Consider the following 16,365-nt stretch of genomic DNA (forward strand, 5'->3'; position numbering starts at 1 on the left):
TAATGGTGAAAAAAGTACTCCTCGTTGGTGCCGACCCGTACCCTCCTTACCAATTTATTGAAAACGGCGAATTGAAGGGCATAGATTACGAGGTTATTCGTGACGTGATAAACTCAATGGGCTACACAGGGGTCTTCGTAATTCAGGAATGGGGCATTATTGAAGAGCTCTTTAACCGGAAAAAGCTTGACATCGCTTTCCAGGTAACCAAGACACCTGAAAGAGAAAAGAAATGGATCTTTTCTAGCGAAAAACTAAGAGATGCTAAGGAAATCATAGTAGCATCTGAGAGGTGCCGTCACAACTTCAACGATTTAAGAGAGCTTATCGAGTACATAAAGCAGGAAGGTTTGAAATTGGGGGTAATGAGGGGCTACAGGTACGGAGAGCCCATAGATTCCCTACCAATATACTTGAAAAGCGAACATGGCACCGTCGACGAGGTGCTGAGCTCCGTAAATTTGGGGAGTATCTGCTACAGCATAATTGACCTCGGAATAGCCAAGTACTTCATTAAAAGAAAAGGGCTAACCGGGATCAAGGTATTAGAAAACCTCGGCATAACGAGGGCGCTCTACGTGATTTTCAATGACACAGCCTTAAGGGATGAATTCGACCAGCACATAAAACTATATAGAGAAGAGCTGTACAACAAGTACTTCAAAAAGTACCTCGCATAACACCCATTCATGTATTTTTTATTCTCCCTTCTTCGGAGGCTTTTTACGATACACTAATTTCACCGGGGTATCCCCTATTTCGTTTAAGTTTAACTTGACGGCAGGGAGAGATCGCTTAGGTGGTGTTTATTAGTAGTTACGCAGTTTAATATCATTTTTGGTCTAAATTTAATACACTAGCAATCGAGGAGTCTTCATGGAGAGGAAGTATCGGCCAAAGATGGCCTCAACTAGGTGGACGTGTGAGAGGGAGCTGGAGGTCTTGAAAGCCTGGGAAGAGGAGAGGCCATACGAATTCAAGTACTCTCCCCAAGACCCCAGGGAAGTAATCGCGATAGATACGCCTCCACCATATGCTAGTGGGAAGTGGCATGTTGGCGGTGCAGCTCACTACGTCCAGATAGACATGATAGCCAGGTACTTCAGAATGAAAGGATATAATGTACTAGTACCGTTCTACGCTGACCGAAATGGGTTACCGGTCGAAGTACAAGTTGAAAAGGCATTTAAGATAAGTGCTCATAGAGTGGCGTCAACGTCTGAAGGTAGGTTAAAGTTCCTAAGTCTATGCAAGGAGTTTCTCGATGAAATAGAAAAAGAGCTCGTAAAGGTATGGAAAAGACTGGGTTGCAGTTTTCAATACTGGAAGGACGGGACGGATAGCGAAGAATACAGGAAGATCACGCAGGCAACATTCATAGAGCTCTTCAAAAAGGGCTTGGTGTATGAGGCCGAAAGGCCCGTTAACTGGTGTCCTCGGTGCAAGGCCACCTTAGCGGATGCCGAGCTCGAGTATAGCGAGGAAGATACGTACCTGTATTACGTAAAATTTCCACTTGAAAACTCAAGCGAGCATGTCGTAGTAGCAACTACGAGGCCGGAGCTACTTAGATCATGTAAAGCACTTGCATTTAATCCTAAGGACCATAGATACGCCTACCTCGAGGGGAGAAACGCCATTAATCCCCTCTACGGGCATAAAATGCCAGTACTCAAACACGAAGCAGTTGACCCGGAGTATGGTACGGGGCTTGTAATGATTTGCAGTTACGGCGATCACGCGGATGTAGCCATGTTCAGGGACCTTAAACTAGAACCAACAGTAATCGTTGACAGGAGCGGCTACCTCACCGAGGAAGCCGGCCCGCTGGCAGGTCTCAGCATCGATGAGGCAAGAACTAAGGCGGTACAACTACTCGAAGAGCGGGGTTACATCGTTAAAAAGGAGAAAACCAGGCACAATGTGCCTGTGTGTTGGAGGTGTAAAACACCAATTCAAATAGTACATGCAAGGGAGTGGTTCTTAAAGCAATTAGAGTTCAAGGATGCCCTCCTAAACATACTAGACCAGATGGAGTTCAAGCCCGAGTTCCACAAAGTAAAGCTTGTAGAGTGGATTAAGAACATTACGACAGACTGGCCGATAAGTAAAGACAGATACTACGCCACGGAGGTACCAGTTTGGCGCTGTAAAAGGTGCGGTACCGTTCTCGTGCCGGAACCAGGTAGGTACTATAGGCCGTGGATCGACCCACCGGTCTGGGACAAGTGCCCGAAGTGTGGTGCACCCTTCACAGAGCTTGAAGGTGAGAGAAAGGTGTTTGACACCTGGTTTGATAGCAGTATTTCCGTGCTTTACGTTACCGGCTACATGAGAAACAACGAGCTCTTCGAAAAGGCATCTAGAAGCGCTCTTAGAGCCCAGGGAGTAGACATCGTTAGAACGTGGCTTTACTACACTATTCTGAGAGTTTACCAGCTCACAGGGAGGCCTGCGTTTAAGTGGATCAGGTTAAGCGGTATGGGTCTCGATGAAAGGGGGGAAGCGATGCATAAATCTAAAGGGAACATAGTGGATCCTGAGCCCATTCTTGAGAAGTACGGTGCAGATGCTTTCAGGTACTGGGCCGCGGCGAGCGCCAAGCTCGGCTATGACTACCGGTATAGTGAGGCCATGATTAAGACGGGGATGCTATTTGCCACTAAGTTGTGGAACATAGCTAGGTACATATCGTGCTTTCCTCAACCTGAAGACTATGTGTTAAGGCCACTGGACAGGTCTATGCTCGCCGCCGTGAACAGGCTAGTAGTAACGGTAGATAATGCTTACATGAACCTAGATGTATATGTTCCCATAACAGAGATTTACCAGTTCGCGTGGAACCAGTTCGCTTCACACTACTTAGAACTGACCAAGAGCAGATCATATAACGTTAACAACAAGTATAGCGAGGCCGAGCAACGGGGAGCCTGGTACGCGTTACACTATACTTTGAAACGAATCCTACAGATGCTTGCTCCAATAATGCCATTCGTAACAGACGCAATTTACAGGGAGCTTTATGGTAAGAGCGTTCACTCAGAGAGGTTTCCAGAACCCGATGAAGAGTTCCTCGAGGAGTCTCCAGAACTGATATTCAGAGCCTGCGAAGTAAACCATGCTATTTGGAAGTACAAAAAGCAAAGTGGACTGAAGCTCTCAGACCCTATAATGGAGAGGATATACCTACCGCGCACACTAGAACCCGCATTAGAGGAGCTTATGGACTTACACGGGTTAAAATACGTGGAGTTTTACGAAGAGAGGCCGCCGGAGGACGCCGTAGATATGGGCAGTGGAGTTTACAGGAAACCGGCCAGTACTATCTAAGCGCATCTATTAACGAGCGCTCTATGCTCCACACAAGTCTATTAAAACGCGCTTTAAGTGGCACTCTTCCCAGAAAGGGCTTAACCCTGTTTCTTCTAATCGCCTCTAGGACGCTGTCCACGGTTAGGTCGTCTACTTCGATGAGGGTGTACGCAGACCCCACCTCCTCTGGGATGTGGGCATCACTATTAGCTATACCCGGCTTATTGAGCATCTTCGCAGCTTCGAGAGCTTGGTAATTAGCGCCTTTCGTACTTGAGGCATTCCACACCTCGATGGCGTCCCAGACCTGATATTCGTATACGAGGTCACCAATACCTAGCCTTATAAAGTCAAAGGGGTGCGCCGGAACCACCAAGCAGTTTTCTTCATGGGCTTTTTCAATGAGGAGGCTTATTCTTTTTGGTAAGTCTACTTCCCGGTCACAGTACACGAGGATGTCTCCACGATCCGTCCTCATCTCCGCTCCCGGGATCACCAGTATACCGTACGTAATGGCCAATTTTTTAGCGACGATGCTCCCTCGAAACGTGTCGTGATCGGTGATCGAGACGGTGCCGAGAGCCCTATCTCCAGCAACGTAGACGATCTCCAGGGGACTGGCCTTTCCATCGCTAAAGGTAGAGTGCGTGTGCAAGTCTGCACGTATAAGCACGGACATCACCGCTTCAAGTAAGTATACAAGTTACCGGTGTCTATTTAATATCAAGTTCAGGGTTATTTGGCCTTGGGTGTAAAGTGAGGTGGGCGTGCTAGTAAAAGTAGATAGTGAAAAGTGCACTCTGTGCAAGCTCTGCGTAGAGTACTGTCCCGCATACGTTTTTGTGGTTCAAAATAGTTCGGTTAAGGCTGATAGTAGCAGGTGCATTGAATGCTATGGATGCATCCCCCTGTGCCCCGTTCAGGCAATAGCCATTGAGGTACTAGAAGGGGCACTCGTGGATTTTGCCACTAAGAGTGGCGACGAGAAGCCCAGGCCGCAGGAGCCTACAAGCACCGGCGTAAACCGCCAATCTACTTGAAGGCGCGAATGGCAAACAACTCCACGAGCATCACGAAGATCGTATACGGCTCTCCCGGGTATTAAGGGCGGGGTTTACGGGTAGTTGCCCGGAGTCCACTCCTTGTACTTCAGAAGTATGGTTTCAATTCACTTTTACAATATGGGCACCTGTAATGGACCTTCCTGGCATCGGCTGTACAAAAATACGCCTTTATACCGCTTTCTAAGCACTTGGGACAATAGTATATGTTCTTCATGTCGTAACCTTGAAAGAAGTCCAACGTCGTGGCGCACATTATGCACTTTTCTGTAGTCCACCCCTTGTGACCCGATTTATTTACCCCTCTAAGCAGGCCGGTTGTCATTTTTTACACCCTAACTGCTCTTAGTAAGTTAAGGGGTTTTTAAGATTGAGGAGATGTCTATGCTCATTTTGGCTACTTCAGATGTGCATAGCCCAGAGTACCTTCCCCTCTACCTTGATGCTTTAAGAAACACCCTCACCGAGCCCGAAGTAGTGCTGTTCGCGGGCGACATGGTTGATAAGAACAAGGTCCTTATGTTTAAACGCGTGTACGAAGCTACGAAGAGGAGGTTTCCCAGCGCCCCAGTAATTGCTACTTTCGGCAACGAGGAGTACAGGGGATATGAAAAACTCTACGAACAGCTATTTAAGGACATAACGTGGCTGAATGACAGTTACACGAAACTGTGTGAAGGGGAGCTCTGCATTATAGGTACTCGCGGGGGACTGGATAAGCCGACTACGTGGCAGACGCGCAACATACCGGGTATTGAAAAGTACTACATCGAGTTACCATTTAAAGTGGAGCAAATGGCGTTAGAGCTTAGAAGGGCAGGTTGCAAGAAGATAATACTCCTCTCGCACTACGGGGTAACACGTAAAAACCTCATAGGAGAAAAACAGGAGGTATACCCTTACCTCGCATCTTCCCGCTTCGAAAGAATCCTGAGAAAAGAGCTCATAGACATGGTTATTCACGGACACGTTCACATGGGTTCACTGGAAGTGGTACACGTGAGAGATGTTCCCGTTTACAACGTCTCCCTGCCTGCTAGGAGGAAACTCGTTGAAGTTAGAATATAGGTTTATAGGACGTATTTTAAAACGTGCAGGTGGAAAACGAAGTTGAATGAACACATTCAAGTCTCAAAAGCGCTCGTAAGGGGTGCACTTATAGGTTTAAATGCGTACATAAAACCTGGAGGCCTGCACAGGTTAATGCCGGTTAAGCTATTTGATGAGGTGCTCTGCAACATCGTGTCGTCAGTAGACTACATTGCCGACGCCGTCTCGATGGGCGAGCAGGCTAGAAAGGGAGAGATCGCGGTAACGAGTATAGACTACGGGAAAATGTTTTCAGGAATTATGAAGGATTCGTTCAGATCTTGCGGCACCGTGCACCCACAGTACATAGTGCCGTTGACCATTATAGGATTTTCAATAGGTCTTAGCGGGGTGGAAAGCGTTCTCGAGGAAAGCGCCAAGTTCAAAAAAGCTTTAGATACTGTAAACGCCGTAGATAGGTGGTCTGACATTAAGCAGTTTATAGAGCTCTTGAAGGTCGTCGGGCGCGAAGACATGTTCAACCACCTACAGGGACTTGGGTATACGCAAATAACCTTACTGAAAACCGGCGTAAACTTTAACGAGCTATACAGGTCGCTTAGTTCGCGATGGCGCGGATTTTCAATTATAGATTCCCGAGAGGGTGCAGTCTTCGGCCATCTCAAGAAGCTAAGTGATTTGTACAAGGAGTATAAGGGCCTGGACTTGGCGGCGATCTCCCTTTACATGGACCTTATTAAATTGCATATACCGCAACAGTTCCAAGATAGGGTGCGGAGTGCGGAGGCATGTAAATATATGGGTACGCCTGAATGCGCTAAACTAATGTACGAGCTGGACATCCTGTTCAGGAAGAACAGGATCTCTTTTGAATGGGCCACCGAACTAGTAGTTCTTACTAGCGCACTCGGTTCTTTTGAGGGTTTGAAGTAGCTCCAGGCTATATCTACTTACGTGAGTTCTTCCTCTAGCCATTTGAGTAACTGATTCGTCCTCTCACTATACCTTTCTGCCATTTTCCTAGAGTATTCGTAGTACATGTACTTGTGGAGCTTAACTATTTTATCATTGAAGTGTTTTAGCGTAGAGACGACGTCTCTCCCCCGCCTCTCGCTATACATGAATACTCTCAAAAATCCCACTAAACCGAGTGCATCTAGTTTATCGGCATCGCTCAGCACTTTTCCAAGCTCATTTACTTTCTCTGCGCTTTTTACTCGGCTAAAGCTATGGGCCTCTACCGCCAATATAATCTCCCTGATTACGTTGTCGTTGCACGCAGCTTCTTTGAGGAGCTCTTCGCCTATGAGGGATGAATAATATGCGTGTGGATCTCCAACTAGTCTTCCAAGGTCATGTAAGTAAGTGGCGATCCTTACAGCTTCGAAGCTCACGTTTAAGCCCTCTTCCTTAATTATTCGGAGAGCCCACTTGAAAACACGCTCTACGTGATGTATACCATGCTCTATAGACTTCTCGTACAGCGCTTTGGCTATGCTAACTAGGATTTCTAGTTTGTGTGGATCGCACATACCTCTCAGCACATTCAAGTAGTTGTTCGGCAGTCTCTACTGGGACATCTATGCCGTAATCTCTTTTAAAGAGCTTCACCGCTTCACGTGGTTTGAAGTTAGCCTCTATAGCTTTTCCCACGAAGAGCCATGTGAAAACGTCTAGAAGTAAGCAGGGAGTGCTCAGGTGACTGCAGACGGTGCTCCACGCCTCCTGTACGTATTTTGCGTATTTCGTAGTAGTTAAAACCACGGCGCACTCCTCGATACTATCCTTGCCCCTACAGTCCTCAACAATGCAACTAGTTAGCGATAAAATGGCATTTCTGTAATCAACTGGTATAGGTATGTCCGCGTAGTTAGGCTCAGCACCGGCCAGGTCACAGAGGTACCCGTACATCTTGGTAGCGAATAATATGGTCTTAGATGTCGTTTTAGACCGGAGTAGCCTTGCCAGCTCACTAACCAGGACCCTCAGGTTGCTGCAATACAGTAGTCCATCTTCTAACAGTCTGACAGCTAGGTCCGATGATAAAACGCGCTTTACCCTTTCAAGCTTTTGACTTAAAAGACGTGTACACCTAGCTTCCACGAGAAAGGACTTGAAGAGCTCGGCGTTAACATCGCCAGCCTTGGAAAAGAAATCAGCAAATTCAAGCCAGTACTTCTCTCCTGGAATGCCAAGTTGATAGCTAATAATGCCGTTCAGTACCACCAGTAAGGACGCTACATTAAAATCGAAAGCACTGGCTAGTCTCCTCACCGCGAGGTATTGGGGATCCCTATACTTGAGGTTTACGAGGACGTCCTTTAAAGGCTTTAACGATATAGCTATCACTGCCGCTCTCGACGAGTTTAGCTTAACCCCTATATTAACCACCATGAAATAAGTGTACTAGACGGCATTACGAGAGCTGGTGACTTTGGGCTCGGTTATAATGACGTGTAAAGGAGAATTTATAGTTAGCTATGACGAGGCCGACGAGCTGGTAGTTTACGACATGGACGTCAAGAAGATAGTGTACAGGCTTAGGAAGCCTCAAAACCCGCTTCTACTAGAGGACGTGTTAGAGGGCCTGGATCCCTGGGTTATAGTCTCCGAGTACATTTCACCGGAGGTCAGCGAGGTGTTGAGGGACATGGGTGTAAAGATAGAGCTCACGAAGAAGCGCGAAGTACGCGAGTTCGTGGCAGAGGTCTTCGCATAGGGTGCTGAGCTTGCTGGTAAGCCACATCGTAGTGGATGCTCTGGACGAGGATGCTTCCGTTGAGCAAGCAGTAAAGAGCATTCTCTCGGAGAGGTGTAAACCGGTTTTTAACAGTGAGGAATTAAAGTTGTCTACCTACCTATGCGGCAATAGCGTTGTTCACGCATACCGTGTCGCGGAAACGCTACTACTAGACCTCCTCGGCGCTGAAGACTTATTCAACGAGTTACTGAGGGTTTTACCAAGGCGGTACCTGATGATAAGGCTTCTTGAGCGAGGCATGCCTGTAGAGTAAAGTAGGTTTGGGGAGTTCACATGGCTCTGGAAGGCTTGAATGCTATGACAAAAATACACTTTGACAGCGAGTCTTGTAAAGGATACTTAAATAGGTCACCTAGGGCAGACGAGCTCGCGGAAAGGTGGTTTGGCGTATACCACAACGACAGACTGGTACTAAACTTAGTAGAAGTGGCTTATTTGCTATCCACGAGCAAGGCACTAGTTAGGCTAGATGATGGTAGTGAAGTCAGGGAAGTGGAGGAACTTATTAAAAAACGTGGAAGTTGCTTCGACAAGTACTTCTGGCCAATGCTTGCCGTCTTCAAGGACCTGAGAGAACGGGGAAGGAGGACGCGCGTCTTAGATCAGTGTAAGTTCCTGGTAAAGGATAAGACCGGTGACTTAAGGTTAATATACGTTTTAGAGGAGAAGCTTAACATAGATATGCAGACCTTACACAACATAGTAGACGAGGCGCGTAGAAATAACCTTAAAGTAACCCTTGCGATTGTAAGTCTCCAGGGTGAGTTAACCTACTACGATATCGTACCGGCTGATATAAGGGTTGACCGTGTTGACTGAGCTCAGCCCGCCGCGCGGCATGAGAGATATCGTCTGGCAGGAAGCCGAACTATACGAGTACCTTTTTTCCGAGTTTAAAAACGCCGCAAAGAAATACGGCTTTGAGCCGATCATAACCCCCACCGTAGAGCACTTTGCACTATTCGAGGCCAAGAGTGGCGAGGAGATAAAGAAGTCGATGTACGTTTTCGAGGATAAGGCTGGGCGGCTACTCGCCCTTAGACCCGAGGTCACCGCTAGCGTCGTGAGGGCGTATTTAAAATTAATGAGGGCCAGGCCAAAGCCTATAAGACTATACTACGTAGCGCAGTGCTTTCGCTACGAAGAACCCCAGTACGCTAGGTATAGAGAGTTTTGGCAAGGAGGTCTCGAGGTTATAGGGGACCAGGACGTGAACGCAGATACTTTGGTCGCGGTTACGGCGAGCGAGTTTCTAGACAGAGTGGGGGTTAGGCACGTTTACGAGGTTGGTAATGTTGCTTTATACCGGGCGTTTATGAAGAAGATGGGCATCGTGGAAGAAATGCAGGACCGAGTGCTCCATCTGATCGACAAGGACCGCGTGGATGAGGCCATTAAAGAGCTACAAGCTCTCGTAGGAGAGAAGGGCGTTGAGGTATTCAAGCGCATAATCTCCGCGGAGGACCCGGATAAAGTTAAAGACCTACTACAAGACTACAAGGAGCTATTAAGTGAACTATACGATGTAGTGATGTACGAGCAGAGCAGGTTATATAATTTTATAACTGCATTAAAAGAACTAGGCTACACCGCTAGATATCGACCTAAGCTAGTGCGAGGACTGGCCTACTACACTGGCTTGATCTTCGAGTACAAGGTTCTAGGTGCCGAGGAATCACCGAGCATTGGGGGAGGGGGCAGGTATGATGGGCTGACGGCCGTGTACGGTGGTCCCTTCGAGTACGCTACGGGGTTAGCACTCGGCATAGACAGAATAGCCCTTGCTCTCTCCGGGAACCCGCAATACCCAGAGGCAAAAACAGTCATGGTAGTAGTACTCGGTAACGTGCCGTTAAGCGCTGGCTATAGAGTACTGAAAAGTATTACAGGCTATCAGGGCACTAGGATTAAGGGGTTTACGTATAGGCCGCGTTCTTTGACACGTGGACTAGAGTATGGTAGTAGAATCGGGTGCGACGTCGTTATCGTGATCGGCGAGAAAGAGTACAGGGATAACGTAGTACTAGTAAAGGAAATGAAAACCGGCGAGCAGAAGGTAGTAAGCACGAATGAAGTGCTAGATGCTGTTTTAAGCATTTTACGTAGCGGGGATTATTCCAGGCCTAAGTAAGTCGTACTTATGACTAAATGCCGGCATTTAGAGCGCTTTCCATAAATAAGTTCAAAAACGCGTAATCTTGTTCAGCCTTTAACGACGCCTATGGGTATTAACCGGGCAACTGGTTTGGCGATCTTGACTTTTTCAGCTACGAGTACGACCCTGTCCACGTCTTTATAGGCTTCGGGCGCTTCTTCGCTTACAACCTTCTTAGTCGCTGCTCTTACAACTATCCCCTTACTTGAAAGCTCTGCTATTACCCTGTCCGGTGAGTATGATCTTATCGCGTCACCCCTACTTAGCCATCTACCAGCACCATGGGGTGCACTGTACCAGGTTCTAGCGCCTTCAGGTATGCCGGTCAGTATGTAGCTTGCCGTACCCATGCTACCTGGTATTAATACTGGCTGACCAATAGACCCGTAATCTCTCGGAATATCGGGGTGTCCTGGTGGAAACGCCCTGGTTGCGCCCTTCCTGTGGACGACCACTCTGTGTTTTTCTCCGTCGATAACGTGCTCTTCGATCTTCGCGATGTTGTGTGCTACGTCGTAAATCACTTCAAGCCCGAGCGCTTCGGGCTCCTCTTTAAACACCTTCCTGAAGCTCTCTCTAACCCAATGTGTAATTATTTGCCTGTTCGTCCACGCAAAGTTGGCTGCTGCCGCCATCGCGGCGAAGTAGTCTTGGGCTTCTGAGCTACTAAATGGCAAGGCCGCGAGCTCCCTATCGGGTACTGAAATTCCATATTTCCTCATCGCCCTCTCCATTACCATCAAATAGTCACTTGCAACTTGGTGTCCCAGGCCTCTACTACCCGTGTGTATCATGACCGCTATTTGGCCTACGTGAGTTATGCCCATGACCTTGGCTACGTGTGGATCGTAAATCCTGTCAACCACCTGTATTTCTAAGAAATGATTGCCGGCTCCGAGAGTACCTAACTGCTCGTGGCCTCTCTGTTTAGCCACTCTACTAACCTTGTCGGCTCTAGCCCCCTTCATGGAGCCCTGCTCTTCGGTGTGGTCAGCATCCCTCTCCCAGCCGAAACCCTGTTCAATGGCCCATTTAACGCCTCTTTCAAGTACCTCATCGAGGTCTCTGAAAGAGAGCCTGAGCTGCCCGGTTGAACCCACACCACTTGGCACGTTTCTAAATATTGTTTCAACTAACTCCTTTAACTTACCCCTAACGTCGTCTATCGAGAAGTTCGTTCTTAAAATCCTCACCCCGCAGTTAGATACTACGAACCCGTCTGCCACGAAGTTGTGGGCTGGATCGTCAACTGTTATGTCGTATACCAATCCATCGTAGTCATCTACCGTTATTTCCTCTACGATATCCCACAGTATATCACCGTTTAGGCTCTCTCGGACCCACTCTTCGAAGGGTGGGAGGTTTTCGGGGGTTTCGAACCCGGACGCGCCTTCATACATTCTCTCAGCCGATCGCCTATAAACCCGCTGGCCCAATAGTAGTACCAGTGAAGAGCCCGTTCTATGGAGTGTTCCAGCTACTTGTACAGCCTCTTCCCCTTCCTCTGTGACTTGTTTCCATTTAAGCCAAGCTACTGCCGCTAAGGCGAGTCTTTGCCTTACAGGGTGGTATACATACCCGATTGTAGACCATAGCTTTATTAAGTTTTCCGGCCTAGCTGACACCTTCAGCTTCAACCTTACAGCACCCCCCTCTAGCTCCTCGATCTCTATACCGCTCGTCTCCACCCCGAACTCGCCTAGCAGCCTTTCTATGTCTTCCAGGAATTCTATACCACTACGTACAGATGGCCCGGTTTTAGCTATTGATACGAAGGGTTGTTCGAAGTCGTAGCCATTAATCGTCTGCGGCCTGCTCATTGCGGCGCCAAAGTACGCCGCTAGGTATAGCCTCTTCACCCATAACGGTAGTTTACTCAACCACCTGGGGACCCTGTACTCAGTTACAGCCTTATTTCCTCTGGGTGCTCCAAGCTTTTCGAGCAGGACACTAAGGCTCTTAGCCGGCACGTACAGTGAGCTTTCCCCTTCAGTGGGCCTCCAGCCATTGATAGGGGGCCTCGCGGCCCCTGTAGTTATTTTAGATGGCGTGTATCCTAGTCTTTTAATGTCTTCGGCGATCTCTCTAAGCCCTTCCGCATCCCCATAGAACCAGGCTTTCCTGCCGTCGAGTAAACCATTTCCTGTAAGGTATCCTAGGAGTTTTACTAGTGCTGGTAATTTGGGGTTATCAGAATATAGTGGGAGGAGCCCTCTTTTAGCGAGCTCCTCGGCTACGTCACTATCGAAATCCCTTACGTCAAGAATTAGAAACTTCGGTGGCTTTTCGTACTTCACGCCAATAAATGGATATAGTGCTACTTTCTGTCCGGGCTCAAGTTCATCTACGCGTAACATCCCGTGCTCGGTGAGGACGGGGTGATCGCCCGTTGCTCTTATCGTGAACCCTGCACGGGTCTTCACTACGTATAGCTTGTTTTCATGCCTGTAGAACCAGGATACCACTCTAGCTCTCCTAACGCTTCCATCGTTAACCACCACCTCGTCGCCTACTCTCAGCTCCTCGATAGGTTTCCAAGCACCATCAGATACTAGGACCTTGGTTCCCGGGGGTAGGCAATTGATGTCGTAGCCTACACCCCCAGGGCTGATCACGCCCTCCTCCACGTCAAACCCAGCTACCCCACCTATGGGAAAGCCGTAACCCTGATGGCCGTCCGGCATTACGTAAGAGTACAACTTTATGCCGGGTAAGCAGGCCACGTTTGCTGCCTGTTCGAGCGTTAAGTCCGACTCCATTTTTTCCAACAAGTACTCATCTGCGAACACGATCGCATCAGTTCTCATACAGGACTTGGCACTCCGCGGAATGAGCCATTCATAGTCCTTGATTCTCTGTAACCTCGTTCTAACCAAGATTAGACACCATAGTACTCTGTTCTTATAGTAACCATGTAGTCTTTTATAGCTTATCCTTTATAGCCAGCAAACCAGCCCCTTTCCGCCTTAGAGAGGACAGGTGTCTCGGTTGAGAGGATCGCGGGCCCGCCGGGATTTGAACCCGGGTCCTCCGGCTTAGGAGGCCGGCGCCCTATCCTGGCTAGGCGACGGGCCCTAGTGGGCTCCCTGTGATGTTTAAAAAATAAGGGTATTATAAAAGTATTAGGTTAGCTGGGGGCGGATGCCAGCGTACCCTTCTACTGGGCGGGGTCCATTCCGGCCGGAAAACGTCTTGGTTTCGAAGAAGTGCTAGTGGTTCTTGAAGCGTGCACGTGCGCGCTATCTGAGCCTTATATTTAATAATTTTATTAGTTATAATTACAAATATACTACTGGGAATACCTTTGATCTCTGGACTTAACTCGTTGTACGATTACAATATCGGCATATTTAACGTGAGGATTAGAACGACGAAAAGTAGCTTTCTAGGGAAGATTAGTGAGCTGAGTGGTTCTAAGATACTGGTTAACGTATACCCAGTTCCCAAGGAGAGCTTATACGTAATTATCGCTCTCACATACGGGGTAAACGTGGACAAAATAGTGAAACAGCTACTCATGAACGACTACTATCTACGTAGAAGTAAGATAATTAGCGTGAAGAGCCGGAAAGTAGACGACATATACGTGATATACGGGTTGAAACGCGAGTGCGAGTTCTATAGGCTTGCTCAAGCATGTAACGTTCATATAATTTCACCATACATCTTCACCAAGGGAAGCAGAGACTACCTAGTTGTGGGTAAAACAGACTATCTCTCGGATTACATTGAAAGGGTTGCAGAGTACTACGGCCGCGAGAACGTCGACGTAGTGAACCTAAATATACCTGAGAAAGTAGTAGCGGGCATAATGAAGAACTCCGTTATGAACATAGTACTCGATAAGTTGACTCCTGCAGAGCGGAAGATAGTAAAGAACGCGTATGAAAGAGGCTACTTCGAATACCCTAAGGTCGCAGGTCAAGACGAAATAGGTTCTTATCTCGGTTTATCAAAAGTTACCGTTAGCATACACTTAAGGAAGGCCTTCAGGAAGGTAATTAAAGATCTTGTGTACCTGATAGATTAAGCCCTACGTGAGTTATGAAACGTAGTTAAATGTTTTATTTAATATCCTCGGTTTAACTAGGGTCATTCTGAACCTACTTGGTGCAATTGAATGCATGGGCTGAGAGCCCCCCGCGGTATCATGACCGCTCTTATTACGCCAAATTGCAAAGAAGAGAAAGCAATGCGGGATACTATATCGCAACTAGTTGATTTTCAGGTAAAGAGCGGTATCAGAGGATTTTACACTCTGGGAACTTATGGAGAGGGATTATTACTGTCTATCAATCAAAGGAAGAGGATTCTATCGCTCATAGTTGAGCGCGTTCCCAGCAACCTACTAATAATAAATAACGTCTCGGCCATTAGCCTTAGCGACGCGCTGGAACTGACCAGGCACTCCCTCGATCTAGGGGTATATAACGTAGCCTCTCTCCCACCAATGTACTACAAGGCCGGTATTTCTGAAATAAGGAGCTTTTACATGGCCCTAGGTAAACATGACTGTAACCTGCTCGTATACAACAACCCCGCTAAAACACACGTAGACATCACCCCTTCTATGATACTCCAGTTGAAAAACGACATTCCAAACCTTGCAGGGTTGAAGGACTCATCGGGGTCCGTGGAGAGGCTCATTGACATAGTAACGAAGTTATCTAATAAACTATTCGTGGGGATAGCCAGCGACTCTCTAATACTAAACGCGATGTTGTATGGCGCTGATGCGCACATATGTGGTGTGTGCAACGCGATACCCGAGCTCGCCGTTGAGCTCGTTAAAAGCGTTGAAAACGGTGATTTGAGAAAAGCGCTGTTGATGCAATCGCTTATTTCGAGGTTCCGGGATCTAGCCAAGGAGCTTCAGGTAGAGGGATTCGTGCTGACCAAGACGACGTTAAACATCAGAGGCATTGACGTGGGTGAGCCGTACCCCCCTATAAGGGGTCTAAGTGAAAAAGAACTTGAAATCGTGAAGAACGCGCTCAAAAACATATACCGTGAAGCGGGTTTAACGCACCTGCTAGGTGATGTCCTTGCATAGAGGGCTAGACTTTCTCTCGATCGGCGAAGTCCTCATTCAGTTGAACAGCTTAACGCCGGGCCCGTTGAGGTATTCCAAGTACTTCGAGGTGCACGTTGCAGGATCAGAGTTCAACGTCATGGTCGCCTTATCAAAGCTAGGATACAGAACCGGGTTTATAACACGCTTAGGCAGGGACGAATTCGGTGAAATGATAATAAGGACGATGAGAGGAGAGGGAATAGATGTTTCACGTGTGAAATTCATGGATAACGCGCCAACGGGCATATACTTTATTCAACGACACTATCCGATACCGGGAAAGTCCACTGTCTTCTACTATAGACACGGCTCTGCTGCATCGTACATGGATGAAACGGATGTCCAGGAAGACTACGTGAAGTCCGCAAAAGCAATTTTTCTCACGGGTATAACGCCCGCTCTCAGCGAAACGTGCTATAGAGCGGTTAAGAAAATGCGAGAAATAGCCTTGGGGAACGGCGTAACTGTGTACTTTGATACGAACATAAGGCTCAAGCTGTGGCGCGAGGTTGAGAAGGCTAGAAGCATGCTACTGCCCCTTCTCGAGTACTCTAAAATAGTTTTCACAAATAAGGAGGACCTGAAACTGCTCTTTCCGGGCCTCAGCATAGACCAGGCTACTGCGAAGCTTTTTGACATGAATGTAGAAATGGTTGTCGTGAAGAAGGGCGAAGAGGGTAGTACCGTATACACCCGTAGCGGAGAGGTAATCGAGGGGAGACCGTACCAGGCCCCCGTAGTAGAGGACGTTATAGGGGCAGGAGACTCATTCGATGCTGTATTTATAGCGAGCATTGAAAGAGGGTTACCCATCGAGCAGGCCACCAGGCTAGCAAACCTGGCGGGAATGATCGTAGTGACGACGAGAGGGGATATAGAGTCCCAGCCCGACTGGAACGCGCTAGAAGCCTTGAAGAGGTATTTTGATGAAAAAGTAGAAGCCCTGAGGTAG

17 protein-coding genes and 1 tRNA gene are annotated in these 16,365 nt (G+C 47.8%); 12 read left to right on the plus strand and 6 right to left on the minus strand.

Annotated features, from left to right (window positions below):
* The first annotated feature begins 5 nt into the window (after positions 1-5).
* On the plus strand, positions 6-680 hold the full coding sequence (locus QXU03_04735) for a transporter substrate-binding domain-containing protein (GenBank protein ID MEM2171045.1): 675 nt from the start codon (positions 6-8) through the stop codon (positions 678-680).
* Positions 681-876: 196 nt separating this feature from the next.
* A complete protein-coding gene (locus QXU03_04740; GenBank protein MEM2171046.1) occupies positions 877-3,330 on the plus strand; it encodes a valine--tRNA ligase in 2,454 nt (817 codons plus the stop codon).
* Here QXU03_04740 and QXU03_04745 read toward each other — a convergent pair.
* A complete protein-coding gene (locus QXU03_04745) occupies positions 3,323-3,991 on the minus strand; it encodes a PHP domain-containing protein (GenBank protein MEM2171047.1) in 669 nt (222 codons plus the stop codon). The genes QXU03_04740 and QXU03_04745 overlap by 8 nt on opposite strands.
* An 82-nt stretch (positions 3,992-4,073) precedes the next feature.
* Here QXU03_04745 and QXU03_04750 point away from each other — a divergent pair, with 82 nt between their 5' ends.
* A complete protein-coding gene (locus QXU03_04750; protein ID MEM2171048.1) occupies positions 4,074-4,352 on the plus strand; it encodes a 4Fe-4S binding protein in 279 nt (92 codons plus the stop codon).
* Between the two features lie 109 nt (positions 4,353-4,461).
* Here QXU03_04750 and QXU03_04755 read toward each other — a convergent pair whose 3' ends face one another.
* Positions 4,462-4,698 (minus strand): hypothetical protein, encoded by a 237-nt coding sequence (locus QXU03_04755; protein MEM2171049.1) that lies wholly within the window; start codon positions 4,696-4,698, stop codon positions 4,462-4,464.
* 53 nt (positions 4,699-4,751) lie between these two features.
* Here QXU03_04755 and QXU03_04760 point away from each other — a divergent pair, with 53 nt between their 5' ends.
* A complete protein-coding gene (locus tag QXU03_04760; protein ID MEM2171050.1) occupies positions 4,752-5,441 on the plus strand; it encodes a metallophosphoesterase in 690 nt (229 codons plus the stop codon).
* Between the two features lie 42 nt (positions 5,442-5,483).
* Entirely contained in the window at positions 5,484-6,356 is an 873-nt protein-coding gene (locus QXU03_04765) for a hypothetical protein (GenBank protein ID MEM2171051.1), read from the plus strand.
* Positions 6,357-6,373: 17 nt separating this feature from the next.
* On the opposite strand, the gene QXU03_04770 is transcribed toward QXU03_04765, so the two are convergent.
* On the minus strand, positions 6,374-6,967 hold the full coding sequence (locus QXU03_04770; protein MEM2171052.1) for an HD domain-containing protein: 594 nt from the start codon (positions 6,965-6,967) through the stop codon (positions 6,374-6,376).
* Positions 6,921-7,817 carry an N-glycosylase/DNA lyase gene (locus tag QXU03_04775; GenBank protein ID MEM2171053.1) on the minus strand — a complete coding sequence of 299 codons (897 nt, stop codon included), beginning with the start codon at positions 7,815-7,817 and terminating at the stop codon, positions 6,921-6,923. The genes QXU03_04770 and QXU03_04775 overlap by 47 nt, the downstream gene beginning before the upstream one ends.
* A 40-nt stretch (positions 7,818-7,857) precedes the next feature.
* Between QXU03_04775 and QXU03_04780 the strand changes: the two genes are divergently transcribed.
* The 4 genes from QXU03_04780 to hisS are packed head-to-tail and all read left to right on the plus strand — an operon-like array spanning position 7,858 to position 10,315.
* Positions 7,858-8,142, plus strand: a complete 285-nt coding sequence (locus tag QXU03_04780; GenBank protein ID MEM2171054.1) for a hypothetical protein — start codon at positions 7,858-7,860, stop codon at positions 8,140-8,142.
* A 10-nt stretch (positions 8,143-8,152) separates the two neighbouring features.
* Positions 8,153-8,437, plus strand: a complete 285-nt coding sequence (locus QXU03_04785) for a hypothetical protein (GenBank protein ID MEM2171055.1) — start codon at positions 8,153-8,155, stop codon at positions 8,435-8,437.
* A gap of 44 nt (positions 8,438-8,481) precedes the next feature.
* Entirely contained in the window at positions 8,482-9,003 is a 522-nt protein-coding gene (locus QXU03_04790) for an endonuclease (protein ID MEM2171056.1), read from the plus strand.
* Entirely contained in the window at positions 8,993-10,315 is a 1,323-nt protein-coding gene (hisS, locus tag QXU03_04795) for a histidine--tRNA ligase (protein MEM2171057.1), read from the plus strand. Before QXU03_04790 ends, hisS begins: the two co-directional genes overlap by 11 nt.
* 71 nt (positions 10,316-10,386) lie before the next feature.
* Here the strand turns inward: hisS and QXU03_04800 are convergent, their stop codons facing one another.
* Together QXU03_04800 and QXU03_04805 are read right to left on the minus strand one after the other, a co-directional pair.
* A complete protein-coding gene (locus tag QXU03_04800; GenBank protein MEM2171058.1) occupies positions 10,387-13,215 on the minus strand; it encodes an RtcB family protein in 2,829 nt (942 codons plus the stop codon).
* Positions 13,216-13,339: 124 nt separating this feature from the next.
* Positions 13,340-13,414: transfer RNA gene (locus tag QXU03_04805), tRNA-Arg, on the minus strand.
* Between the two features lie 229 nt (positions 13,415-13,643).
* Between QXU03_04805 and QXU03_04810 the strand changes: the two genes are divergently transcribed.
* The 3 genes from QXU03_04810 to QXU03_04820 all read left to right on the plus strand — a co-directional run bounded on the left by QXU03_04810 (position 13,644) and on the right by QXU03_04820 (position 16,365).
* Positions 13,644-14,369 carry a helix-turn-helix domain-containing protein gene (locus QXU03_04810; protein MEM2171059.1) on the plus strand — a complete coding sequence of 242 codons (726 nt, stop codon included), beginning with the start codon at positions 13,644-13,646 and terminating at the stop codon, positions 14,367-14,369.
* Positions 14,370-14,459: 90 nt separating this feature from the next.
* The gene (locus QXU03_04815) at positions 14,460-15,392 is read left to right on the plus strand and encodes a dihydrodipicolinate synthase family protein (protein MEM2171060.1); all 933 of its coding nucleotides are present in this window, start codon (positions 14,460-14,462) and stop codon (positions 15,390-15,392) included.
* On the plus strand, positions 15,385-16,365 hold the full coding sequence (locus tag QXU03_04820) for a sugar kinase (protein ID MEM2171061.1): 981 nt from the start codon (positions 15,385-15,387) through the stop codon (positions 16,363-16,365). The genes QXU03_04815 and QXU03_04820 overlap by 8 nt, the downstream gene beginning before the upstream one ends.

It is taken from the genome of Desulfurococcaceae archaeon (genome assembly GCA_038845865.1).
GTDB lineage: Archaea > Thermoproteota > Thermoprotei_A > Sulfolobales > Desulfurococcaceae > UBA285.